The 22,443-nt window shown below is 69.2% G+C and carries 23 protein-coding genes; 17 read left to right on the top strand and 6 right to left on the bottom strand.

What is annotated here, in order from left to right; translation table 11 throughout:
* Window positions 1-90: 90 nt before the first annotated feature.
* Window positions 91-771, top strand: a complete 681-nt coding sequence (locus ON34_RS14235) for a TIGR00266 family protein (protein ID WP_040779566.1) — start codon at window positions 91-93, stop codon at window positions 769-771.
* Here ON34_RS14235 and ON34_RS14230 read toward each other — a convergent pair whose 3' ends face one another.
* The gene (locus tag ON34_RS14230; protein WP_051022575.1) at window positions 772-1,365 is read right to left on the bottom strand and encodes an NUDIX hydrolase; all 594 of its coding nucleotides are present in this window, start codon (window positions 1,363-1,365) and stop codon (window positions 772-774) included.
* 53 nt (window positions 1,366-1,418) lie between these two features.
* Here ON34_RS14230 and ON34_RS14225 point away from each other — a divergent pair, with 53 nt between their 5' ends.
* Window positions 1,419-1,799: a nitroreductase family deazaflavin-dependent oxidoreductase gene (locus ON34_RS14225; RefSeq protein WP_040779564.1), complete on the top strand. Its 381-nt coding sequence runs from the start codon at window positions 1,419-1,421 to the stop codon at window positions 1,797-1,799.
* Window positions 1,800-2,104: 305 nt separating this feature from the next.
* Here the strand turns inward: ON34_RS14225 and ON34_RS36055 are convergent, their stop codons facing one another.
* From ON34_RS36055 to ON34_RS14210, 3 genes are all read right to left on the bottom strand, one after another.
* Complete coding sequence (locus tag ON34_RS36055; protein WP_040779562.1) at window positions 2,105-2,755, bottom strand: slipin family protein; 651 nt, start codon at window positions 2,753-2,755, stop codon at window positions 2,105-2,107.
* Window positions 2,756-3,302: 547 nt separating this feature from the next.
* Window positions 3,303-3,590: a DUF427 domain-containing protein gene (locus tag ON34_RS14215; RefSeq protein ID WP_040779560.1), complete on the bottom strand. Its 288-nt coding sequence runs from the start codon at window positions 3,588-3,590 to the stop codon at window positions 3,303-3,305.
* Window positions 3,591-3,878: 288 nt separating this feature from the next.
* On the bottom strand, window positions 3,879-5,093 hold the full coding sequence (locus ON34_RS14210; RefSeq protein WP_040779558.1) for a DUF418 domain-containing protein: 1,215 nt from the start codon (window positions 5,091-5,093) through the stop codon (window positions 3,879-3,881).
* 121 nt (window positions 5,094-5,214) lie between these two features.
* Here ON34_RS14210 and dop point away from each other — a divergent pair, with 121 nt between their 5' ends.
* The 13 genes from dop to ON34_RS34590 all read left to right on the top strand — a co-directional run bounded on the left by dop (window position 5,215) and on the right by ON34_RS34590 (window position 18,741).
* Window positions 5,215-6,714 carry a depupylase/deamidase Dop gene (dop, locus tag ON34_RS14205; RefSeq protein WP_040779556.1) on the top strand — a complete coding sequence of 500 codons (1,500 nt, stop codon included), beginning with the start codon at window positions 5,215-5,217 and terminating at the stop codon, window positions 6,712-6,714.
* Between the two features lie 135 nt (window positions 6,715-6,849).
* Entirely contained in the window at window positions 6,850-7,044 is a 195-nt protein-coding gene (locus ON34_RS14200; RefSeq protein ID WP_014986166.1) for a ubiquitin-like protein Pup, read from the top strand.
* Window positions 7,041-7,895 carry a proteasome subunit beta gene (gene prcB, locus ON34_RS14195; RefSeq protein WP_040779552.1) on the top strand — a complete coding sequence of 285 codons (855 nt, stop codon included), beginning with the start codon at window positions 7,041-7,043 and terminating at the stop codon, window positions 7,893-7,895. Before ON34_RS14200 ends, prcB begins: the two co-directional genes overlap by 4 nt.
* Window positions 7,896-7,897: 2 nt before the next feature.
* Window positions 7,898-8,692 carry a proteasome subunit alpha gene (prcA, locus tag ON34_RS14190; protein ID WP_040779550.1) on the top strand — a complete coding sequence of 265 codons (795 nt, stop codon included), beginning with the start codon at window positions 7,898-7,900 and terminating at the stop codon, window positions 8,690-8,692.
* A 219-nt stretch (window positions 8,693-8,911) separates the two neighbouring features.
* A complete protein-coding gene (gene pafA, locus ON34_RS14185) occupies window positions 8,912-10,270 on the top strand; it encodes a Pup--protein ligase (protein WP_174186519.1) in 1,359 nt (452 codons plus the stop codon).
* Between the two features lie 2 nt (window positions 10,271-10,272).
* A complete protein-coding gene (locus tag ON34_RS14180) occupies window positions 10,273-10,653 on the top strand; it encodes a type II toxin-antitoxin system VapC family toxin (RefSeq protein WP_040779544.1) in 381 nt (126 codons plus the stop codon).
* Between the two features lie 66 nt (window positions 10,654-10,719).
* Window positions 10,720-11,715: a helix-turn-helix transcriptional regulator gene (locus ON34_RS14175; RefSeq protein WP_083889420.1), complete on the top strand. Its 996-nt coding sequence runs from the start codon at window positions 10,720-10,722 to the stop codon at window positions 11,713-11,715.
* Window positions 11,712-12,689, top strand: coding sequence for a helix-turn-helix transcriptional regulator (locus ON34_RS14170; protein WP_040779543.1), 978 nt, complete (start codon window positions 11,712-11,714; stop codon window positions 12,687-12,689). Before ON34_RS14175 ends, ON34_RS14170 begins: the two co-directional genes overlap by 4 nt.
* A 46-nt stretch (window positions 12,690-12,735) precedes the next feature.
* A complete protein-coding gene (locus ON34_RS14165; protein ID WP_040779542.1) occupies window positions 12,736-13,779 on the top strand; it encodes a 2-dehydropantoate 2-reductase in 1,044 nt (347 codons plus the stop codon).
* Between the two features lie 70 nt (window positions 13,780-13,849).
* Complete coding sequence (tatA, locus tag ON34_RS14160; protein ID WP_040779541.1) at window positions 13,850-14,110, top strand: Sec-independent protein translocase subunit TatA; 261 nt, start codon at window positions 13,850-13,852, stop codon at window positions 14,108-14,110.
* Between the two features lie 98 nt (window positions 14,111-14,208).
* The gene (gene tatC / locus ON34_RS14155) at window positions 14,209-15,162 is read left to right on the top strand and encodes a twin-arginine translocase subunit TatC (RefSeq protein WP_040779540.1); all 954 of its coding nucleotides are present in this window, start codon (window positions 14,209-14,211) and stop codon (window positions 15,160-15,162) included.
* Window positions 15,163-15,165: 3 nt separating this feature from the next.
* A complete protein-coding gene (locus ON34_RS14150; protein ID WP_040779538.1) occupies window positions 15,166-17,868 on the top strand; it encodes a DEAD/DEAH box helicase in 2,703 nt (900 codons plus the stop codon).
* Window positions 17,869-18,054: 186 nt separating this feature from the next.
* Window positions 18,055-18,741, top strand: coding sequence for a DUF4333 domain-containing protein (locus ON34_RS34590; RefSeq protein WP_051022570.1), 687 nt, complete (start codon window positions 18,055-18,057; stop codon window positions 18,739-18,741).
* A gap of 361 nt (window positions 18,742-19,102) precedes the next feature.
* Here the strand turns inward: ON34_RS34590 and ON34_RS14135 are convergent, their stop codons facing one another.
* Complete coding sequence (locus tag ON34_RS14135) at window positions 19,103-20,068, bottom strand: 5'-3' exonuclease (protein ID WP_040779537.1); 966 nt, start codon at window positions 20,066-20,068, stop codon at window positions 19,103-19,105.
* An 83-nt stretch (window positions 20,069-20,151) separates the two neighbouring features.
* Between ON34_RS14135 and ON34_RS14130 the strand changes: the two genes are divergently transcribed.
* Window positions 20,152-21,279 carry a M24 family metallopeptidase gene (locus tag ON34_RS14130; RefSeq protein ID WP_040779536.1) on the top strand — a complete coding sequence of 376 codons (1,128 nt, stop codon included), beginning with the start codon at window positions 20,152-20,154 and terminating at the stop codon, window positions 21,277-21,279.
* A 27-nt stretch (window positions 21,280-21,306) separates the two neighbouring features.
* Here the strand turns inward: ON34_RS14130 and ON34_RS14125 are convergent, their stop codons facing one another.
* Window positions 21,307-21,750 (bottom strand): PPOX class F420-dependent oxidoreductase, encoded by a 444-nt coding sequence (locus tag ON34_RS14125; RefSeq protein ID WP_040779535.1) that lies wholly within the window; start codon window positions 21,748-21,750, stop codon window positions 21,307-21,309.
* A 258-nt stretch (window positions 21,751-22,008) separates the two neighbouring features.
* Here ON34_RS14125 and ON34_RS14120 point away from each other — a divergent pair.
* Window positions 22,009-22,443 (top strand): SDR family NAD(P)-dependent oxidoreductase (locus tag ON34_RS14120; protein ID WP_040779534.1); only part of this gene is annotated, 435 nt, incomplete at its 3' end.

Below are 22,443 nucleotides of genomic sequence, written 5' to 3'. Positions count from 1 at the left end.
TTCGCGAGCCGATTCGGCCGAGATGGCGTCGCGGTGCGGCGTGGATCCGCCCACCCTTACGATCCGGAATCGGGGGTAGGGTCGGCGGGCATGAAGGTACAACTGCGCCACAGCCCTGCCTCGACCGTCGCGCGGTGCTTTCTCGCCGGGGGCGAGCCGATGCGCGTCGAGAGCGGCGCGATGGTCGCCCATTCGGCGGGAGTCACGTTGCAGGCCAAGGCCGAAGGCGGCATCCTGGCCGGGTTGAAGCGGTCGGTGCTGGCCGGCGAATCGTTCTTCGTCTCCACGTTCACCGCGCCGCCGCAGGGCGGCTGGGTAGACGTGGCGCCCGCGCTGCCCGGCGACATGCTGAACCTGCAGATCACCCAGGACCGGCCGTTCTTCATCAGCCGCGGAGGCTGGATCGCCAATTCCTCCGGTGTGCAGGTGGAGGGCAAATGGGGTGGTTTCGCGAACCTCTTCGGCGGCGAGGGCGGCTTCGGTCTGCGGGCGCACGGTGAGGGAGAGGTGGTCGTCGGGGTGTTCGGCGCGATCGATGTCATCGATCTACAGCCGGGCGAGCCGATCACGATCGACACCGGTCATGTGGTCGCCTACGACTTGGCGATGAATTTCACCATCCGACGGGCGGTTTCGGGTCGTTCGATCCAGTCGCTGAAGTCCGGCGAGGGATTCGTGTTCGACTTCACCGGTCCCGGCCGGGTGCTGCTGCAGACCCGCAACCCCGGCGCGTTCGCCGCGTGGGCGGGCTCGGTCGCCTCGTCCAGTTGATCACGGTGTAGACCCCGCCGCGTCCTCCGGCTGGCCTGCGGAGAGCAGGTCCGGGATCAGCAGGCGGGTGTCGGGGACGAACGGCCAATCCGGGTCGGCCAGACGCGCACGCAACTGGGCGTCGGTCCACCACCATCCCTCGGCGATCTCGTCGGGTTGGTGCCGGACAGGTCCGTCGTAGCGCAGTTCGTACGCGAACAGATGGCAGCGCATCGGCCGGTCGTCCCACTCGCCGTCCCAAGTAACGGTTGCCACCGGGGCGAGTTCCGCGGGATCGGGCGTGACGCCCAATTCCTCGGCCAGTTCGCGCAGGGCGGTGTCGCGCGGTGATTCGCCCGGCGCGACCACCCCGCCCGCCAGGCAGTCGTGCATACCGGCGAACACCAGTTTGGCGTCGGTGCGACGGTGCACGTAGACCCGCGCGCCGTCGCGTGAACGCAGCAGCACGCCGGCACTGGCATGCCACAATCCGTCGCGGTAGACGGTAGCGCGCTCGGCGGCGCCGATCGGGTTGCCCGCCGGGTCGTAGACCGCGATCGGTTCGCTGCGGGGGTCCCCGGCGTACGGCGCGTCACGATGCGGGGGAGCGGACATTGATCGAGAGTAACGTGAACACCGCACGCCACCCTGAGAGAGGATCGCCGCCCATGGTGCTTCCGCACGCACTGGCGAATTTCAACCGGCATGTCACCAATCCGACCACGGGCCTGGTCGCGGGCCGGGCGCCCGGTTTCGGCATCGTGCTGCACAAAGGCCGGAAGTCCGGGCGGTCCTACCGGACGCCGGTGATGGTCTTCGACCAGGACGGCGCCTACCGCATCGCGCTCACGTACGGGCGAAACGTCGACTGGGTCAAGAACATTTGCGCCGCGGGCGGATTCGCGCTGGAGACCCGCGGACGCGTCGTCGAGCTGACCGACCCGGTGGTTCGGCACGACCGGTCGGCGAGCTGGGCGCCGCTGGGTGTCCGACAGGTGCTGAAGGCGATCTCGGCCGAGTACTACGTTGAGGCCCGTGCGGCGGACTGAGTCGCAGGGGTGCTCGTGGGGTCCGAGCCGGTCGGGCGGTCGTCGCCCGGGCGGGAATGGACTCCGGCTTACGACAGTTCCGGTGGCCAGCGCTTCCGAGCGGATTCAGCACACCTGGCGGCGGATCATTCTGCTGTCGCCGACCGACCGTTGTGCTCGGCGTCGTAGTGGGTACGGCGGCCATCCGGACGGCACGGCGTCACTGTCCGGGCTCGGCGCGAATCAAGCGACCCGAGCCACCCGCGAACGCCGAGCCGTGGCCTTGTCCAACGGCTCGACGTCCGGGCGGTGGTGTCGCGTGGCGGTCAGGCGTTGTCGCGCGGGTCCAGCACCACCTGGGCACCGGGCACGGTCGCGACCTGGAGCGTCCGCAGGCGCAGCAGCGCCGGGTGCTGCTCGAGCAGCCGCGCGGTATTGGCCAGCGAGCGCAACGCCGCCGCCTCCGCACGCGCCTTCTCCAGTTCGGCGCGGCCGCGTTCCTTGGCCAGCACCGTCTCCAGCGCCGCCTTGCGCAGTTCGCCGGGCAGCATCAGATCGCGAGCGCGAACTCCGTCGACCCGGATGCCCAGGTTCGCCACGGCCGCCCCGATCTCGCCGGGATCACCGGTGAGCAAGCCGCGATCGGCGATGAGCTCCTCGAGCGTGTGCGCGGCGACCGCGCCGCGGGCGGCGTCCTGGACCGCGGCGTACAGCACCGTCTCCGCGTTCTGCGCGCCCGTGGTGAACGCGGCCGGGTCGGTGACCTGCCACTGCGCGGTGTAGCTGGCGCGCAGTGCGAGCCCGTCGCGGGTGAGCAACTCCTGCCCGGTGACGTACAGCAGCCGGGGGCGCATGTCGATCTCGATCAGCGTGCAGCGCTTCGCGTCGTACCGGTGCCGTCCCGGCTCCAGAACCCGCTCCAGCGTGCCGTCCCGGTACAGCAGCGTGCGCTGCCACTCCATCACCGTGGTGTACATGGTCTCACTCCTTCCCCCGAAAGTCGTTGTCCGCGTTGTCCTTCGGATGCCTCCGCCACGGCCGCGGAGACGCGGCGGGGGCGTGGCCGGACGGTGCCGGTCGGCCCGCAGGGCCGCGTCTGGCGCATGTGGCCATGGCGGAGGACATCGGGAGAGGAATCGAACCCCAACAGACTTGAAAGGTCTGCGCCCACCTGAAGGACGTGGCTGCGCCGACGCGGGGAACGCGATCCGGAGAATCCGGTGCGCCCCTTGCGCAACCGAGAACGACGATAGAGAACCGGATGGGCTGAACGCGAGCCATTTTCGCCTCGAGGAGATCGTCGACGAAGGCGCCGACCTGCGCGGCCAGGTCACCGTCGACAACCAGCGTTTTCGCGCACGCGGCGTTCGCGCTGTGCCGATCGCCGCTCGCATGTGGAGCGAACTCGCCCGCCGACTCGGCGTCACGCACCGGTCGAGGACATGTCACCCGCCGACTCGCCACGCGGACTCGGAACGAGGCGCGCGCAGCGACCCGGCGTGCGGGGCCGAGGCGGATTCCGGGTCAGTTGTCGATCACGTCCACACCGCGCCAGAAGGCGACGTAATCCTTGATCTGCGCGGCCTTGGGCTTCGGGTCGGGGTAGTACCACGCGGCGTCGGGGTTGGTCTCGCCGTCGACCACCACGGTGTAGTAGCTGGCGGTGCCCTTCCACGGGCAGAACGTATTGGTGTCGGAGGGCTGGAAGAACTCCGAGCGCACCGAATCCGGCGGGAAGTAGTGGTTGCCCTCGACGATGATGGTGTCGTCGCTGGTCGCGAGGACGCGGCCGTGCCAGGTTGCCGTTGCCATACGTTCGATTCTGCCCCAGTTCGACGGTGGGTGGGCCGGCGGATCTTGCCGCTCCTGGTCCGGCGGATTCGCGAGTTCTGCTCGTGCCAGGATCTGGCGAACGTGCAGCAGTTGCTCAGCGCGCGACCAGCCGGTCGGTCCGTGCGGTTACGCGGTCCGGTTCCGCTCCGAAGTCGGCCGAGCCGCCGAGCGGTGGAGTTCGACGGCCAACGCGATGAGTTCGCTCCTGTGATCCGGCGAGAGGGAAGTGACGCAGCCGGATTCGTCCGTGCGAGTATCTGGTGGACGTCATCGCTCCCGGGCCAGTGCCCGGTAGCCGACTTGCCACAGCCACTCCACCGGCCCCCGCTCGAAGCGGCGCAAGCACAGGTGTGCGCCGACGGCGATGATCAGCGCCACCAGCAGATAGACCCCGACGGTGAACGGAACCCGGTCGCCGGTCGAGACGCGGGCGGCGAGCCCGAATCCCCAGCCGTAGCACAGGACCGACGCCACCAGATTCTGCAGGATGTAGCAGCTGAGCGCGGTCCGGCCGATCTCGCTGAGGCGCCGCCCGGCGAATCCGGCCTCGGGCCGCCGGACGTACCACTCGGCTGCCGCCGCGAGAATGCCGAGGGAGACGAACGGAGCGCTGCCGTAGCGGGTGAACAGGATGAGATCGCCGCCACCCGCGATACCGGCGATCAGGTCGATCGGCGCGGCAACGCCCAAGCCGATGGCCATGAGCCGCTTGCGGATCCGCGCGCCCTCCGGTCCGAACACCCCCGCACGGAACAGCCGGGCGCCCACCAGGAACAGCGCGACCGACATCGCGAACACGAAAACTGCCTCGATTCGGAACAGGCCCGCATTCTCCAGCCGGAACAACGCGAGATCCCAGAACGACCCGTCGGCGTACGGGTTCGGGTCCAGTGTCCGATCCACTGCCGAATCCCCTCGGTCGACAATGGCGATGACGATCGCGATCGCGGTCAGCATGGCGACGTGCACACTTGCCGCCGCGACCAGCCAGCGTCGCTGCGCGCGCTCTCCGGTGGCGAGTACGAACGCGACGACCAAGCCGGTCACGGCGTAGCCCATCAGCACGTCGAACTCGGCGACGAACACGAAGTTCAGCAGGCCGTCCAGGAACAGCAGTCCCGCGCGCCACGGGTACTTGCCCGGCCAGCGCCGCCCTGCTCTGGTCGCCGAGCGTTGCTGGATGGCCAGGCCGATGCCGAACATGATGGTGAGCAGCCCGAGGAATTTGCCCTGCGTCAGTTGCTGGAGGACCCGTTCGGTCCACATCCATCCGCCGGATGACCGGCCCAGCTCTTGGAGGTAGCCGACCAGTCCCTGCGGATCGGTCAGGATCCAGATATTGGTGCCGAGCGTGCCGAGAATGGCGATGCCGCGTAGCACGTCCAAGGCGACGAGTCGGGCGGGTGCTGATGAGTTCCGCGCAGCCGCCGCGCCGCGGCGGCCCGGCGTGTCGCCGCGCGTGTCGGCGATCGATTCGGTCATGCCCAGACTATCGCGCCGACCTGCGCCGCGACGGGTCCTCCGTAAGTACCACCTGCGGTATGACATTCAACTCCGCCGGTCGCGGCGGGTACGGCGGGCCGCGTCGCCTAGGCTCGACACCATGCAGCGCATCATCGGAATCGAGGTCGAATACGGCATCTCGACCCCAACCGAGCCGTCGGCCAACCCGATCCTCACCTCCACGCAGGCGGTTCTGGCCTACGCCGCGGCCGAGGGCGTACCGCGCGCGAAGCGCACCCGCTGGGACTACGAGGTGGAGTCGCCGCTGCGTGACGCGCGGGGATTCGACCTGAGCCGGATGAACGGACCGGCTCCGGTGATCGACGCCGACGAGGTCGGTGCGGCCAACATGATCCTCACCAACGGCGCACGGCTCTACGTGGACCACGCCCACCCGGAATACTCCGCGCCGGAGGTCACCGACCCGCTGGACGCGGTGATCTGGGACAAGGCCGGCGAGCGGGTGATGGAGGCCGCGGCACGGCACGCCTCCAGCGTTCCGGGGGCGCCACGGCTACAGCTGTACAAGAACAATGTCGACGGCAAGGGCGCCTCCTACGGCACGCACGAGAACTACCTCATGAGCCGGGAGACGCCGTTCAACCAGATCATCGTCGGGCTCACGCCGTTCTTCGTGTCCCGCCAGGTGGTCTGCGGGTCCGGCCGGGTCGGCATCGGCCAGTCCGGCGATCAGGCGGGGTTCCAGCTGTCCCAGCGCTCGGACTACATCGAGGTCGAGGTCGGTCTGGAGACCACGCTCAAGCGCGGGATCATCAACACGCGCGACGAACCGCACGCCGACGCCGACAAGTACCGCCGCCTGCACGTCATCATCGGCGACGCGAACCTGGCCGAGATGTCGACCTACCTGAAGGTCGGCACCACCGCCCTGGTGCTCGACCTGATCGAGGCGGGCGAGGACCTGTCGGATCTGCAACTGGCCCGCCCGGTCACCGCGGTGCACACGATCAGCCACGACCCGACGCTGCGCGCGACCGTCGCGCTCGCCGACGGGCGCGAGCTCACCGGCCTGGCGCTGCAGCGCGTCTACCTGGACCGGGTGATCAAGTTCGTCGACCGCACCGGCAACGACGACAAGCGCGTGCAGGACATCATCGAGAACTGGGCCATGGTGCTGGACCTGCTCGAACGCGACCCGATGGAGTGCGCGAACCTGCTGGACTGGCCCGCCAAGCTGCGCCTGCTCGAGGGCATGCGCCACCGGGAGGGCCTGGGCTGGGCGGCCCCCAAGCTGCACCTGATGGACCTGCAGTACTCCGACGTGCGGCTGGACAAGGGCCTCTACAACCGCCTGGTCGCCCGTGGCTCGATGAAGCGACTGGTCACCGAACAGCAGGTGCTGGACGCCATGACCAACCCGCCCACCGACACCCGCGCGTACTTCCGCGGCGAATGCCTGCGTCGCTTCGGCGCCGATATCGCGGCCGCGAGCTGGGACTCGGTGATCTTCGACCTGGGCGGCGATTCCCTGGTGCGCATCCCCACCCTGGAACCGCGCCGCGGCACGAAGGCGCATGTCGGCAAGCTGCTCGACGGGGTGGACACCGCCGCCGACCTGGTCGAGCAACTGACCACCTGACACAGCGCGGCGACAAAATCGGCACACTGTCGGCGCTGGTAGGTAGTGTTGAGGGACGAGCACGGACAATGCTCATGATCGGGATCGTGCTCACGATGGGTCCCGTCATGATGAGGACAGAGGAGGTCGGCTGCCATGGCACAAGAGCAGACCAAGCGCGCCGGGGGCGGCGACGAGGACGAGGGCCCGGACGGTGTAGACGCCGCCGGTCAGGAGCGCCGCGAGAAGCTGGCGGAGGAAACCGACGACCTGCTCGACGAGATCGATGACGTGCTCGAGGAGAACGCCGAGGACTTCGTCCGCGCGTACGTGCAGAAAGGTGGCCAGTGACAGTCGGTGACCCCTCGCGGCTCCACCTGGGGTACGCCCTCTCCTCCTTCTCCGACTACCTCCGCATGCATGCTCCGGACCTCTTGCCAGCCATGAGGTTCGGACAGGGTGCCGCCGGAATCTCCGGCGGCACTTCCGCGAAGGACATCGCTCCGCACGGCACCACCATTGTCGCGGTCAGCTACCGCGGCGGTGTACTGATCGCCGGTGACCGGCGCGCCACCCAGGGAAACCTGTTGGCCAGCCGGGACATCGAAAAGGTGTACATCACCGACAGCTACTCCGCCGCGGGCATCGCGGGCACCGCGGGCATGGCGGTGGAGATGGTGCGGATCTTCGCGGTGGAGCTGGAGCACTACGAGAAGCTCGAGGGCGTACCGCTGACCTTCGACGGCAAGGCGAACAAGCTGTCGAAGATGGTGCGGGAGAATTTGCCGGCGGCCCTGCAGGGTCTGGCGGTGGTGCCGATGCTGGTCGGCTACGACCTCGACGCCACCGATCCGGACAAGGCGGGTCGCATCGTGTCGTTCGATGTGGTGGGTGGACGCAGCGAGGAACGTTTCGGATACGCCGCGGTCGGTTCCGGCTCGGTGTTCGCGAAGTCCGCGCTGAAGAAGTTGTACGCCAAGGGAATCGATCATGACCGCGCGTTGCGCATCGCCGTCGAGTCGCTCTTCGACGCGGCCGACGACGACACCGCGACGGGGGGCCCGGATCTGGTGCGCGGCATCTTCCCGACGGCGATCATGATCGATGAGGAGGGTGCGGTCGAGGTGGCCGAGTCGCGGCTCGCGGAGATCACCCGCGGGATCGTCGCCGACCGCGAGGCGGCCGAGGAAAGGAGCGCCTGATCATGACGTTGCCGTACTACGCGTCGGCCGAGCAGATCATGCGCGACAAGACCGAGCTGGCGCGCAAAGGCATCGCTCGGGGGCGCAGCGTCGTGGTGCTGACCTACGACAAGGGTGTGCTGTTCGTCGCGGAGAACCCGTCCGCGACGCTGCACAAGGTGAGTGAGCTCTACGACCGGGTCGGGTTCGCCGCGGTCGGTAAGTACAACGAGTTCGAGAATCTGCGCCGGGGCGGCATCCTGCAGGCCGATATCCGCGGCTATCAGTACGACCGCCGCGACGTCACCGGCCGGGCGCTGGCCAACGCCTACGCGCAGACCCTCGGCACGATATTCACCGACCAGCTCAAGCCGTACGAGGTGGAGATCTGCGTGGCCGAGGTGGGCTATCCGGAGCAGGCCGCGCAGTCGGTGCTGTACCGGATCACCTTCGACGGGTCGATCGTGGACGAGCGGGAGTTCGTGGTGATGGGCGGCACCACCGAGCCGATCGTCACCGCGCTGAAGTCGTCCTACCAGCCGGGTCTGGACCTGGCCGCGGCGGTCGGCGTCGCGGTGCGCGCGCTGCAGGCGGGCGTGCCGGAGGGCGCGGAGAAGGAGAAGCGGGTGCTCGGGGTGAGCTCGCTCGAGGTCGCCACCCTGGAGCAGGCGCGTCCACGCCGCGCGTTCCGCCGGGTCACCAACGCCGCGCTGGAGCGTTTGCTGAGCCCGAAGGCCGATGCATCCGCGTCGAAGGACGGCAAACCCGCGTCGAAGGACGAGGAAGCCTCGGGGGAGGACACTCCCTCCGCGGAGTGAGCCACCGGCCGAGGAAAGGCGCGACGGCCCGCGAACGACGCTCGTTCGCGGGCCGTGTCGTCATGCCCGTATGTGGCGCCGAGGTGTCCATCCTCCGGCGCAACCCCCATTTCGGGCGCGCAAATTCCGACAAAGCGGGCCAAATCGTTGTGAAGACGTATGCATACGGGTTGTTCGGTGCCCCACGCAACACCCTGACATGGCTGTAATGTCGATGGTGTGCAGCGACGAATTATGGGGATCGAGACCGAGTTCGGTGTGACATGCACCTTCCACGGTCACCGTCGACTGTCCCCCGACGAGGTGGCCCGGTATCTGTTCCGCCGGGTGGTGTCCTGGGGCCGTAGCTCGAACGTGTTCCTCCGCAACGGTGCCCGGCTCTACCTCGATGTCGGGTCGCACCCGGAGTACGCGACCGCGGAGTGCGACAACCTGGCGCAACTGGTGACCCACGACCGTGCGGGCGAGCGGGTCCTGGAGGAATTGCTGATCGACGCCGAGCAGCGTCTGGCCGAAGAAGGCATCGGCGGCGACATCTATCTGTTCAAGAACAACACCGACTCCGCGGGCAACTCCTACGGCTGCCACGAGAACTTCCTCGTGGTCCGTGCGGGCGAGTTCTCCCGGATCTCGGATGTGCTGCTGCCGTTCCTGGTGACCCGCCAGCTGATCTGCGGCGCGGGCAAGGTACTGCAGACGCCGAAGGCCGCCACCTTCTGCCTGTCGCAGCGCGCCGAGCACATTTGGGAGGGCGTCTCCTCGGCGACCACCCGCTCGCGGCCGATCATCAACACCCGCGACGAGCCGCACGCCGACGCGGAGAAGTACCGCCGCCTGCACGTGATCGTCGGCGACTCCAACATGTCCGAGACCACCACCATGCTCAAGGTCGGCACGGCCGCCCTGGTGCTGGAGATGATCGAGGCGGGCGTGTCGTTCCGCGACTTCGCCCTGGACAACCCGATCCGCGCGATCCGCGAGGTCAGCCATGATCTGACCGGCCGCCGACCGGTGCGCTTGGCCGGCGGCAGGCAGGCCAGCGCGCTGGACATTCAGCGGGAGTACTACGCCCGCGCGGTGGAGCACCTGCGTAACCGGGACCGCGATCCGCAGATCGACCAGGTGGTCGACCTGTGGGGACGGACCCTGGACGCGGTCGAGGCGCAGGATTTCGCGAAGGTCGACACCGAGATCGACTGGGTGATCAAGCGGAAACTGTTCCAGCGGTATCAGGACCGGTACGGCATGGAACTGTCCGATCCCAAGATCGCTCAGCTGGACCTGGCCTACCACGACATCAAGCGCGGACGCGGTGTGTTCGACCTGCTGCAGCGTAAGGGTCTGGCCAAGCGCGTCACCGAGGACGAGGCCGTGGACGCCGCGGTCGACACCCCGCCGCAGACCACCAGGGCCAAGCTGCGTGGCGATTTCATCACCGCCGCCCAGGAGGCGGGACGCGACTTCACCGTCGACTGGGTGCACCTGAAACTGAACGACCAGGCGCAGCGCACCGTGCTCTGCAAGGACCCGTTCCGGTCGGTCGACGAGCGCGTGGATCGCCTCATCGCGTCCATGTAGGAGTGGCGCTTTTCTCGGCGGCGCTGCTGCGCAAGGACGCGGTGGGGACGGCGATCGTGGAGCTGCTCGAATCGTCGATCAGTCATGCGCCGCACCTGATCGACGCCGAGGTCGGCAGCGTGTTGCGGCGTCACGAGCGGCAAGGACGGATCAGCGATGCCGCGGCAGCGACGGGGTTACGCCTGCTGGCCACGGTGGTGGATCATCGGTACGTCCATCACGGCTGGCTCGCCTCCGAAGCGTGGCTTCTGCGCCATACCATCACGCTCTACGACGGTCTGTACGTCGCGCTCGCCACGCGACTCGTCATCCCGTTACTGACCTCGGACGCCGAGCTGAGCAAGGCTCCCGGTCTGACGTGCCGCGTCGAGCTCATAGCCTGACAACACTCCGAGTGGAATCATGCTCCGGGGCGCTTACCGTGCCACGGGCCGATTACTCTGTCTCGCGTGGCGATATCCAAGGTCGAGCGGCTGATGAATCTGGTCATCGCGCTGCTGTCGACCCGGCAGTTCCTGACCGCTGAGCGGATCCGGGACAGTGTCGCCGGATACGAGGACTCCGCCAGCGACGAGGCGTTCAGCCGGATGTTCGAGCGGGACAAGAACGAGCTGCGCGATCTGGGTATCCCGCTGGAAGTGGGACCGGTGAGCCGGTACTCGACGATCGAGGGCTACCGGATCAACCGGGACGCCTACGAACTGCCCGATATCGACCTCACCGACGAGGAGGCCGCCGCCGTCGCGGTGGCCGTGCAGATGTGGGAGTCGCCCGAGCTCGCCGCCGCCGCGGAGGGCGCGCTGCTCAAGCTGCGCGCGGCGGGCATCCATGTGGAGACCGACGCCGCCGTGGCTTCGGTGCCCGCGGTACCGGCCCGCACCCGCGGATCGGAACCGGTGCTGGGCAAGCTGCTGGCCGCGATCGACGCGGGGCAGGCGGTGCGCTTCGAGCACCGCGGCGCGATCAACGCCCCGTACCTGATGCGCGATGTCGAGCCGTGGGGTGTGGTCACCCACCACGGCCGGTGGTACCTGGTCGGGCACGACCGGGCCCGCGACGCGGTGCGCAGCTTCCGGTTGTCCCGGATCGGCGACGAGGTGACCCCGCACGGGCCCCGCAACGCGGTCCGCAAGCCGGAGGGTGTCGACCTGCGCGCGATCGTCGACCAGGTCACCAGCACGGCGCCGGTCAGCGGGACGGCCACGGTCTGGGTGGCCGAGGGACGGGGACGCGAGATCCGCAGGCTCGGCGAGGTGACCGGGGAGCGCACCATCGGCGGCCGCCCGGGTTCCGTGGTGGAGTTGCCGGTGCGTTCCCGCGACTGGCTGGCCCGGCTCATCACCGGTCTCGGCCCGGACGCGGTGGTGCTCGCTCCCGAGGCCCTCCGGACCGATGTCATCGCCCGGCTGCGCTCGGTGTTCGACCACACGGAGGTGCGGGCATGAGTTCCCGGCTCTCGGTGCGGCTGTCGCGGCTGCTCAACATGATCCCGTACTTCATCGCCCATCCCGGCATCAGCGCCGCCGAGGCCGCCGCCGACCTCGGTGTCACCACAAAACAGTTGATGAGCGACCTCAACCAGCTGTGGATGTGCGGGCTGCCCGGGTACGGCCCCGGCGACCTGATCGACCTGTCCTTCTCCGAGGAGAGCATCGAGGTCACCTTCTCCGCCGGTATCGACCGGCCGTTGCGGCTGACCTCCACCGAGGCGACCGCACTGCTGGTCGCGCTGCGCTCGATCGTGGACATGCCCGGCATGGTCGACCCGACAGCGGCGCACGCGGCCATCGCCAAGATCGAATCCGCCATCGCGGGCCGGTCGGCGCCCGCCGAGGACGAACAGTCACGCATGCCGCCGCGGGAAGCGCCCGCCGTGGCCGCCGTGCGCTCGGCGCTGGCGGTCAGTCGCGCGGTGCGCCTGGTGTACTACTCCGCCAGCCGCGATGTCGTGTCCGAACGCATCGTCGACCCGATCCGCATCGTCCTCGTGGACGACAACAGCTATCTGCAAGCCTGGTGCAGGCAGGCCGAAGGCGTGCGGCTGTTCCGCTTCGACCGGATCGAGGCCGCGACCGAACTGGACGAGCCCGCCCGGCCGCCGAAACACGCCACCGACGCGACGGCGGGCCTGGACCTGTTCCAGGACGATCCGGCCGTTCCCCTGGCGCGGTTGCGCATCCACGCCGACTACGCTTGGGTACTCGATCAATACCCGATGCACCGGCTCGCGGTGCACCCGGACGGCAGCCTGGAGGCGACCATGCGGTTCGCCACCCTGGACTGGATGGCACGGCTGCTGCTCGGTTTCGGCGCAGGCGTCACCGTTCTCGGTCCGCCGGAACTGGTCGCCGCCGTGCGCGAGCGGTCGAACGCCGCCCTGGCGGCTTACGAGGAAGCCGGATACCTGGAGGCCCGATGAGGGTTCGAGTGCCGGTCTCCCACCGGGCAGGAGAGGCGGGAACGGCGTGAGAAGTCGCGTGCTGGTGATCGGCGCGGGCAGCATCGGCACCTTCGTCGGCGGCAAGCTGGGCGTGGCCGGTGCGGACCTCACCCTGGTCGGCCGCAGGCGGATGCTCGACGAGATCACCGCGTCCGGGTTGCGGCTCACCGACCTCGACGGCGGCGACGACGCGCTCGCGGCGGACCGGTTCCGGGTCGCCACCGAGCCGGATGACGCCGGATCGGCCGATCTGGTGCTCGTCACGGTGAAATCGGCGGCAACAGCGGAGGCGGTGCGCGAACTCAGCGGGAAGATCCGGCCGGGCACCGTGGTGCTCAGCCTGCAGAACGGGATCGGCAACGACTCGGTGATCCGGGAGATCCTGCCGCAGTGCGTCGTGCTCGCGGGCATGGTGATGTTCAACGTCGTGCACCATCCCGGCGGACGCTTCCACCGCGGCACCGAAGGCGGCCTCGCGGTGCAGGACGACCCGGCGCTCGCGCCGTTTCTGGACGTGTTCGAGCGCGCGGGACTCGGCTTGCGCCGGTATCCGGATCTGCGCGCGGTGCAGTGGGCGAAGCTGCTGCTCAATCTGAACAACCCGATCAACGCGCTGTCCGGGCGTCCGCTGCGCGAGGAACTCGCCGACCGCGACTATCGCCGCTGCCTCGCGCTGACCCAGCGCGAAGCGCTCGCGGCGATGAAACGGGCGCGCATTCGCCCGGCGCGGTTGACCCCGCTGCCACCCCGTGTGATGGCCGCGCTGCTGACCGTCCCCAACGCCCTGTTCCAGCGGGTGGCCGGGCAGGTCCTGGCCATCGATCCGGTGGCGCGCTCATCCATGGCGGACGATCTGGAGCTGGGACGCAAGACCGAGATCTCCTGGCTGTGCGGCGAAATCGTCGGGCTGGGCGCGATGGTCGGGATGCCGACGCCGGTGAATCAGCGGCTGATCGAATTGATCGTCGCCGCCGAACAGGGCGACCGGCGCACCTGGACCGGTCCCGAACTGCTCGGCCAGTTGCGCGACGCCGCGGCGGGCGGGTCGGCCGAACGCCGGGCGAACTAGCGGTGACGGCGGCGTTCGCGCACGTCACGGTCCGGTAGCATCGAGACATCACAGTCTTGGGAGGTAGATCATGGGCAGTCTGAGCATCTGGCACTGGCTGATCATTGCGGTCGTTTTCGTGATGTTCTTCGGCGCGAAGCGGATGCCCGACGCGGCCCGCAGCCTGGGCCGCTCGCTGCGCATCTTCAAGAGCGAGGTCAGCCAGATGCAGAACGAGAGCAACGCGCCGAACACGGGTGCCTCCGCTCAGCAGCCCGCACCGCAGCTGCCCGCCGGGCAGCAGGCGACGCCGTCGGCGACCGAGCCCCGCACCGAGCCGAAGTCGGTCTGAGCGGGTCCGCTCGTGCCGGAGTGAGGAAGAACTCACTCCGGTCGTAGTGCTGTTGCCGAGCCGAGCGAGGCACACCAACCCAGGGGCGATCACCAACCATGCGAATCCCGTTCGATCCGCGCCGCAGCAAGCGCAGGACCAATCCCGACGGCACCATGTCGTTGGTCGAGCATCTGCAGGAGTTGCGCTACCGCCTGCTGGTCTCGATCGCCGCGGTGATCGCCACCACCGTGCTCGGTTTCCTCTGGTACGGGCATTCGTTCTTGGGCATCGAGAGCCTGGGCGAGATACTGCGCGGGCCGTACTGCTCGCTGCCCGCCTCGGCGCGCGCGGCGCTGAGCCCCGACGGGGAATGCCGCCTGCTGGCCACCGCGCCGTTCGAACAGTTCACCTTGCGCCTGAAGGTCGGCATGACCGCCGGTATCGTGCTCGCGGCGCCGATCTGGCTGTATCAGCTGTGGGCGTTCATCACCCCTGGCCTGTACGCCAAGGAACGCAAGTACGCGATCGGGTTCGTGTCCTCGGGCACCGTGCTGTTCACCGCTGGTGCGGTGCTGGCCTACGTCGTCATCGCGCACGCGTTGAGCTTCCTGCTCACCATCGGCGACAACGTGCAGATCACCGCGTTGAGCGGCTCGCAGTATTTCAGCTTCATCATCCAGCTGCTGATCATCTTCGGGGTCAGCTTCGAGACCCCGCTGCTGATCATCGGCTTGAACCTCGTCGGGATCCTGACCTATCAGAAGCTCAAGGCCTGGCGGCGCGGAATCACGTTCGGGCTGTTCGTCTTCGCCGCCATCGTGACCCCGCAGGACCCGTTCTCCATGCTGGCGCTGGCCCTGGCGCTGACCGTCCTGTTCGAGGTCGCCATCCAATTCTCCCGGATCAACGACCTGCGCCGGGCGCGTAAGGAGCGCGAAGGCTGGGGCGCGCTCTCGGATGAGGAAGCCTCCGAGCTGGGCGCGCCCGAGCCGATCGACCCGGCGGAGTCGATCACGACTCCGGGGGAGAAATCCGCACGACCTGTGTCGGACTACTCCGATACGCTCTGACGAGTGACAGATCATCGGTCGCAGACGGGCGAGTTGGCCGCATTCTCCGCCGAGCTGAAGTTCCGGCTGGATCCATTTCAGCGCGACGCGTGTAAGGCGCTCGAGGGGGGCCACAGCGTCCTGGTCTGCGCCCCGACCGGCGCGGGCAAGACCGTCGTCGGAGAATTCGCCGTACATCTGGCGCTGGCCGCTGCCGGGAAGTGTTTCTACACCACGCCGATCAAAGCGCTGTCGAACCAGAAGTTCGCCGACCTCACCGAGCGGCACGGCCGCGACAACGTGGGACTGCTCACCGGCGACCAGTCGATCAACCCGGACGCGCCGGTGGTCGTGATGACCACCGAGGTGCTGCGCAACATGCTGTACGCCTCCTCGGACGCGCTGCGCGGCCTGTCCTACGTGGTGATGGACGAGGTGCACTACCTCGCCGACCGGTTCCGCGGCGCGGTGTGGGAGGAAGTCATCCTGCACTTGCCGCCGGATGTCCGGCTGGTGAGCCTGTCGGCCACGGTCAGCAACGCCGAGGAGTTCGGTGCCTGGATGGAGACCGTGCGCGGCGACACCGCGGTCGTGGTCGACGAGACGCGGCCGGTGCCGCTGTGGCAGCACGTCATGGTGGGGCGGCGGATGTTCGACCTGTTCGACACCAAGTCCACCGAACAGAAAGTCCTCGTGGACGAGGACCTGGTGCGGTTCATCCGGCATCGCGAAGCCGCCGACCGGATGAACGGCTGGGCCGCCCCGCGCAACGGCCGAGGTGGCCCACGGCGTGATTTCCGTCCGCTGCCGCGGCACGAGGTGCTGGTCAAGCTGGACGAGGAGGGCCTGCTGCCGGCCATCACGTTCATCTTCAGCCGCGCGGGCTGCGACGGCGCGCTCGCGCAGTGCCTGCGGTCGCGCCTGAACCTGGGCCGCGCGGACGAGACCGAAGAGATCGACGCGATCATCGAGAAGCACACCGGTGACCTGCCCAAGGCCGATCTCGAGATCCTCGGCTACTGGGAGTGGCGCGAAGCGCTGCATCGCGGCTTGGCCGCGCACCACGCCGGGATGCTGCCCGCGTTCCGGCACACCGTCGAGGAACTGTTCGTCAACGGCTTGGTTCGCGCCGTGTTCGCCACCGAGACACTGGCTCTGGGCATCAACATGCCCGCGCGCACCGTCGTGCTGGAGCGGCTGGTCAAGTTCAACGGCGAATCGCACGCGGAACTCACGCCGGGGGAGTACACGCAGCTGACCGGGCGGGCCGGGCGGCGCGGTATCGACGTGGAAGGCCACGCGGTGGTGTTGTGGCAGCCAGAGGTGGACACCAGCGCGGTCGCTGGCCTGGCCTCCACCCGCACCTATCCGCTGCGCAGTTCGTTCCGGCCGGGCTACAACATGTCGATCAACCTCATCGACCGGATGGGCGCCGACGAGTCGCGTGCCCTGCTGGAGCGGTCGTTCGCACAGTTCCAGGCGGACCGCTCGGTGGTCGGGCTGGTGCGCGGCATCGAGCGCAACGAGGCCGCGCTGCGCAAGCTGCGTGACCAGCTCGGCGGCGCCGAAGGCGGATTCCTGGATTACTTGGCCCTGCGCGAGCGGATCAAGCAGCGGGAACGGCAGCTGTCCCAGCAGAACCGCGCCGACCGGCGGGGCGCGGCGGTGGACGCGCTCGGCGCCTTGCGGCGCGGCGACGTGGTGGCCATTCCCTCCGGGCGCCGCGCCGGGCTGGCGGTGATCCTGGAGCCGGACGCGACGCCGGGGGATCCGCGTCCGCTGGTGCTCACCGAGGACAAGTGGGCGGGCCGGGTGTCGGTGGCCGACTTCCCGGTGCCCGCCGAAGCGCTCGGCCACATGCGTCTGCCGCGCCGGGTGGACCACCGCACCGCGCGTACCCGCCGCGACCTGGCCTCGGCGCTGCGCAGCACCGGTATCTCGGTGCCGGGCAGGCCGCGGCGCGGCAATCGTTCCGCCGCGGCCGACGACCGGGAACTGGCCACGCTGCGTCGCAGCCTGCGCGCGCATCCGGCGCACACCCGGCCCGACCGCGAGCAGCTGGCCCGGGTCGGCGAGCGCTACAACCGGTTGCTCCGGGAAACCGAGTCCATGCGCCAGAAGGTCGCCGCGACCACGAACTCGTTGGCGCGCACCTTCGATCGGATCCTCGGTCTGCTGGAGGAACGCGGGTTCGTCCGCGACAGCGAGGTCACCCCCGACGGGCGCAGGCTGGCGCGCATCTACGCGGAGAGCGACCTGCTGGTCGCCGAATGCCTCCGGCAGGGACTGTGGCGCGGCCTCGGTCCGGCCGAGTTGGCCGGCGTCGTGTCGATCCTGGTGTACGAATCCCGCCAGGAAGGCGGATATCTCGGCGCCAGCGGACCGACGGCGCCGATCCGGCGAGCCGTCGGCGCGACCATCGGCGTGTGGTCGGAGTTGCGGACCGACGAGGCGCGGCACAAGCTGCCGCCGACCAGGGAACCGGATCTGGGCTTCGTCACCGGCGTCTACAAGTGGGCGCGCGGCGACGGGCTGGCCGAGTCGCTGCTCGCCAGCGGTGATCAGGGCGCACCGCTGGCGGCGGGCGACTTCGTGCGCTGGTGCAGGCAGGTGATCGATCTGCTCGACCAGATCCACAGCACCGCCGACGACCCGGAGGTCGCCGCCACGGCGGCCAAGGCGGTGCGGGCGATCCGGCGGGGTGTCGTCGCGGTGGACGCCGCCTGACCGGTGTCGGTGACGGGTTCGGTGGCGCGCGTAGCGGACACCGCGAACGCCGCCAATGTCAACACGGCGGATTCGATTGTGATTTGATTTCTTTCGCGTACCGACCGTGGCGGAAGAGTCGTGTCATGCGACGAGGCCCATGCGGGGGGCTACCGTGTGTACAACGATGCGAGTGGAGGCAAGCAGATGAGCGGCCCTTACGGACCGAACGAACCCGGGGAGGGACGCAACGATCCCACCCAGCAGTGGGGTGGACAGCAGGCGCCCGGCGGCGCGGGTCCGACGCAGCAGTGGGGCGGTCAACCGCAGACACCGGCCTCGGCCCAGCCGACCCAGCACTGGGGTGAGCAGCAGCCGCAGCAACAGTGGGGTCAGCCGCAGCAGCAGTGGGGACAGCAACCACAGCAACCCCAGCAACCGCAGTGGGGTCAGCAGCCCGCCCAGGCGCAGCCGCAATGGGGCCAGCCGCAGCAGCAGGACTGGGGTCAGCAGGGCCAGCAGCAGTGGGGTCAGCAGCAGCCGCAGTGGGGCGCCCCCGCGCAGCAGCCGCCGCCGCAGGGCGGAAAAGGCAAGGGTTTGGTCATCGGCCTGTCCGTGCTCGGCGTCGTCGTCCTCGGCGCGATCGTCGGCCTCGTGCTGCTGCTGACCGCCAAGGATCAACTGGACCAGGCCGCGGTGCAGGACGGCGTGAAGAAGGTGCTGTCGGACTCCTACGGCATCCAGGACGTCAGCGACGTGTCCTGCCCGTCCGGCCAAGAGGTCAAGGTCGACGCCACGTTCGTGTGCGACGTGAAGGTCAGTGGTGAGGCCAAGAAGGTCACCATCAAGATCACCAAGGACGACGGCACCTACGAGGTCGGCCGGCCCAGCTGACTGTGTTTGTTTTGCCGCGCCCGCGGCGCGGCGTGTTCGCGGCCCTCTTGTGGCTCGCGTCCGAGCGACCGCCGCTGGGCGACTGCGTCGCGGACGCGGCGGCCGCTCGGACGCGAGCCGGGCCGCGAACGGACGTGCTCGGTCTCGCTTCGCTCGAAAACGGGGCTTTGTCCGAGGTGGTCGCGTGGGGTGGTAGCAGCCCGACCTGGGTGCGCCGTGATGCGAGGGGGCGATCGGGCGAGTGCGGCTGGCGACTTCGTCGCGGACCTGTCGGCCGCTTGGACGCGGATCGGTTTATCTTGTGGCGCCTTCGCCGCGGCCCTATCGCCATGGCGCGCGCCGTGGCTCCTTCGTATCGGGCTCAGGCGGTGCGTGCCCCGAGCGCGGTGATCAACCTGGTCACGGGGCTTTCGGCGTTGTAGGCGGTGGCAAGGGCCCGTAGCCGGTCGGGGTCGACGGGCTCGGCAGGGAGGACGTCGGAGCGGGAGAGCGCGACGTCGGCGTCGCGGACCACACGGACCACCTGCGCGGCGGCCTTCAGGTAGTCCTCGGCGGCCCGGAGTCGGGCGCGGATGCCGTTGGCCAGCTCGGCGTCGGGGTCCTCGACCGCGGCGCGCAGCGCGTCGAGGGAGCCGAAACGGGAGATCAGCGTGGCTGCGGACTTCTCGCCGATACCGGCCACCCCGGGTAAGCCGTCGGAGGCGTCGCCGCGCAGCGTGGCCAGGTCGGCGTAGGCCGGGCCCGCATTGCGCACCGGCACACCGTATTTCGCCGCGACTTCGGCCGGGCCGAACAGTTCCGCCTTGGCCAGCCCGCGCCCGGCGTAGAGCACCCGCACGGGCGGCGCGGGATCGTCTCGCACGAGCTGCAGCAGATCGCGGTCGCCGCTGACCACGATCACCGCGTCGGTGCGCTCCCGGGTGGCCAGGGTGCCGAGGACATCGTCGGCCTCCAGGCCCGCCGCCCCGCCGGTGGCGATGCCTGCCGCGTCCAGCACCTCGAGGATCATCTCGACCTGCGGAGTGAGGCTGTCGGGAACCATTTCCGCACCAGGTGCGGCCTCGGGGGACGTGTCCAGCCGGTGCGCCTTGTACGACGGCACCAGCTCAACCCGGTAGGCGGGCCGCCAGTCCAGATCGAGGCATACCACCAGCCGGGCCGGTGCGTACTTGGTGATCAGTGAAGCCACCATGTCGGTGAAACCGCGCAGCGCGTTCACCGACCGGCCATCGGGCGCGGTGATCTTCTCCGGGATCGCGTGAAAGGCGCGGAACCAGAGACTGGCACCGTCCAACAGCAACAGGGGCGCACCGGGAACAGAGGTCACGCGCTGAGGCTACTCGCCCGCACCGACACCCCCCGGCGAAGTTCGGCGTTGCTCCGGCACGCGTGGCGGGTAACGTCGGACGAATGAGCTCGCATACGGATTCCAGGTTCGCGGCGGACGTCTACGGTGCTCGGCTGGAGCGGGCGGTGGAGCTGATCCGGGCCGCCCATCTGGATGCCCTGCTGATCACCCCAGGGCCGGACCTGCGCTACCTCATCGGGTCGGCGGCCGAGTCGTTCGAGCGGCTGACCTGCCTGGTGATCCCCGCGGACGGGGCGACCCCGTCGGTGGTGATCCCGAAACTGGAAGTGGCTTCGCTGGATGCCTCGGCGGCGGGCGAATTGGATTTGCGGGTCCTGGACTGGGTCGACGGAACCGACCCGTATGCGCTGGTGAAGTCCGCGCTGCACGTGGGTTCCCGGGTGGCCGTCGCCGACGCCATGCCCGCGCTGCATCTGCTGCCGCTGGCCGAATCCTTCACCGGCCTCCCGGTGTCCGCTACTCCGGTGCTGCGCGAACTGCGCATGATCAAAGACCAGGCCGAGGTGGACGCGCTGCGGCGGGCCGGTGCGGCGATCGACCGGGTGCACGCGCGGATGGGGGAGTTCCTGCAGGTCGGCCGCACCGAGGCGGAGGTCGGACGCCGCATCGCGGAGGCGATCGTGGCGGAGGGGCACACCGAGGCGGCGTTCGTCATCGTCGGCAGCGGACCGCACGGCGCCGACCCGCACCACGGGGTCTCGCAGCGGCGCATCGAGTCCGGGGACGTGGTGGTGATCGATATCGGCGGCCCGGTCGAACCCGGCTACTACTCGGACTCGACGCGCACCTACGTGCTGGGGGAACCCGATGCTGAGGTGGCCTCCCGGTACGCCGCGCTCGAGCGCGCCCAAGCGGCGGCGGTCGCGGCCGTCCGCCCCGGTGTGACGGCCGCCGCCGTGGACGCGGCAGCGCGAAATCCGTTGACCGAGGCCGGTTTCGGTTCCGCCTTCGTGCACCGGACGGGCCACGGCATCGGCCTTTCGGTGCACGAGGAGCCCTACATCGTGGCGGGCAACGACCTCGTCCTGCAGCCGGGCATGGCCTTCAGCGTCGAGCCCGGCATCTACTTCCGCGGCCAGTGGGGCGCGCGTATCGAGGACATCGTCGTCGTCACCGAAGACGGCAGCGAGTCGCTGAACAACCAGCCGCACGGCCTCACGGTGCTGTGACGCGCGGACGCGGTCGCCACCGTACCGCTAAGCGGTGGCGCCGTTGCCTTCGGCTTTGCCGTCGGTAGCCGGTGCGACGAGGGTGCTGCTGGACAGCACGCGCCGGACCTGGATGGCGATCACCACCCGGGTCGGGTTCTCCCTGGGTACCCGGTAGCGGCCCGCGTACCGCCGCACCGCGTCGGCGACACTGTCCGGGTCGTCGAGCACGGTCGCCGGGCCTTCCAGCGTGAGCCACCGGATGCCGTCGACCTGGCTGACCGCCGCGTATCCCGAACGGCGCACGTTGCGCACCTTCACCGAGCCGTCGTTGGTGATCACGCGGGCGATCCCGGCGTCCTGGTCCCAGGTGAACCCGACCGCCACCACGTGCGGCGTCCCATTCGCCCGCAACGTCGTCAGCGTGGCGAGGTGCCGTTCGGCGACGAACTCGAGGGCGGCGGGCGACAATTCGGCGGTAGTGGTCGGCATCCTCCGACCGTAGCCCCTGCCGAGTACCCGCCACGCGGCAGCCCGACCGGGCAGCGCTCTCGACCGAATCGATGTCCTTCTTGACCGTGTTTGCCATCCGCGACGCCGTACCGACCTCTGGCGAGGCCAGGGGTGGGCTCGCACCGGCGCGCGACCTACGACAAGCTGCTTCGGCATTCATCACCGCTCGGTACAACCGCTGACAACAGGTCACCGGGGTGTGCGATGGCGCGGCGGACAAGTGACAGACTGTGGCGCATGGGAACGCGTGGGTTGGTCGACGGGGCGGTGCTGCTCCTGGGCGGGCGTAGCGAAATCGGGCTCGAAGTGGCGCGGCGCTTGGCGCCGGGGCGGGTGGTGATTCTCGCGGCGCGACACAGCGATGAGCTGGCCGAGCAGCGTGCGGAGATCGCGGCCGCCGGTGCGAGCGCCGTGCACACGATCGAGTTCGACGCCGACGACACCGCGAGTCATCCGGCGCTGCTGGAGAAGGTCGCCGCCGAACACGGACGGATCGGCATCGCGGTGCTGGCGTTCGGCGTGCTCGGTGATCAGCGACGTGCCGAGAAAGACCCCGCCCACGCGACGGCGATCCTGCACATTGATTTCGTCGCGCAGGTCAGCGTCCTCACCAGCCTGGCGAATCTGCTGCGCGCGCAAGGCGAAGGGCAGCTCGTGGTGTTCAGCTCGGTC

Origin of the sequence: Nocardia pneumoniae NBRC 100136, assembly GCF_000308755.1 — a bacterium.
Lineage (GTDB): Bacteria > Actinomycetota > Actinomycetes > Mycobacteriales > Mycobacteriaceae > Nocardia > Nocardia pneumoniae.
This window is presented reverse-complemented; position numbering and strand designations above follow the sequence as displayed.

Excerpts from the sequence above, each read along its gene's own strand:
- ON34_RS14235 (WP_040779566.1), top strand. The coding sequence starts at position 91 with ATGAAGGTACAACTGCGCCACAGCCCTGCCTCGACCGTCGCGCGGTGC.
- ON34_RS14230 (WP_051022575.1), bottom strand. The coding sequence starts at position 1,365 with ATGTCCGCTCCCCCGCATCGTGACGCGCCGTACGCCGGGGACCCCCGC.
- ON34_RS14225 (WP_040779564.1), top strand. The coding sequence starts at position 1,419 with ATGGTGCTTCCGCACGCACTGGCGAATTTCAACCGGCATGTCACCAAT.
- ON34_RS36055 (WP_040779562.1), bottom strand. The coding sequence starts at position 2,755 with ATGTACACCACGGTGATGGAGTGGCAGCGCACGCTGCTGTACCGGGAC.
- ON34_RS14215 (WP_040779560.1), bottom strand. The coding sequence starts at position 3,590 with ATGGCAACGGCAACCTGGCACGGCCGCGTCCTCGCGACCAGCGACGAC.
- ON34_RS14210 (WP_040779558.1), bottom strand. The coding sequence starts at position 5,093 with ATGACCGAATCGATCGCCGACACGCGCGGCGACACGCCGGGCCGCCGC.
- dop (WP_040779556.1), top strand. The coding sequence starts at position 5,215 with ATGCAGCGCATCATCGGAATCGAGGTCGAATACGGCATCTCGACCCCA.
- ON34_RS14200 (WP_014986166.1), top strand. The coding sequence starts at position 6,850 with ATGGCACAAGAGCAGACCAAGCGCGCCGGGGGCGGCGACGAGGACGAG.
- prcA (WP_040779550.1), top strand. The coding sequence starts at position 7,898 with ATGACGTTGCCGTACTACGCGTCGGCCGAGCAGATCATGCGCGACAAG.
- ON34_RS14170 (WP_040779543.1), top strand. The coding sequence starts at position 11,712 with ATGAGTTCCCGGCTCTCGGTGCGGCTGTCGCGGCTGCTCAACATGATC.
- tatA (WP_040779541.1), top strand. The coding sequence starts at position 13,850 with ATGGGCAGTCTGAGCATCTGGCACTGGCTGATCATTGCGGTCGTTTTC.
- tatC (WP_040779540.1), top strand. The coding sequence starts at position 14,209 with ATGCGAATCCCGTTCGATCCGCGCCGCAGCAAGCGCAGGACCAATCCC.
- ON34_RS34590 (WP_051022570.1), top strand. The coding sequence starts at position 18,055 with ATGAGCGGCCCTTACGGACCGAACGAACCCGGGGAGGGACGCAACGAT.
- ON34_RS14130 (WP_040779536.1), top strand. The coding sequence starts at position 20,152 with ATGAGCTCGCATACGGATTCCAGGTTCGCGGCGGACGTCTACGGTGCT.
- ON34_RS14125 (WP_040779535.1), bottom strand. The coding sequence starts at position 21,750 with ATGCCGACCACTACCGCCGAATTGTCGCCCGCCGCCCTCGAGTTCGTC.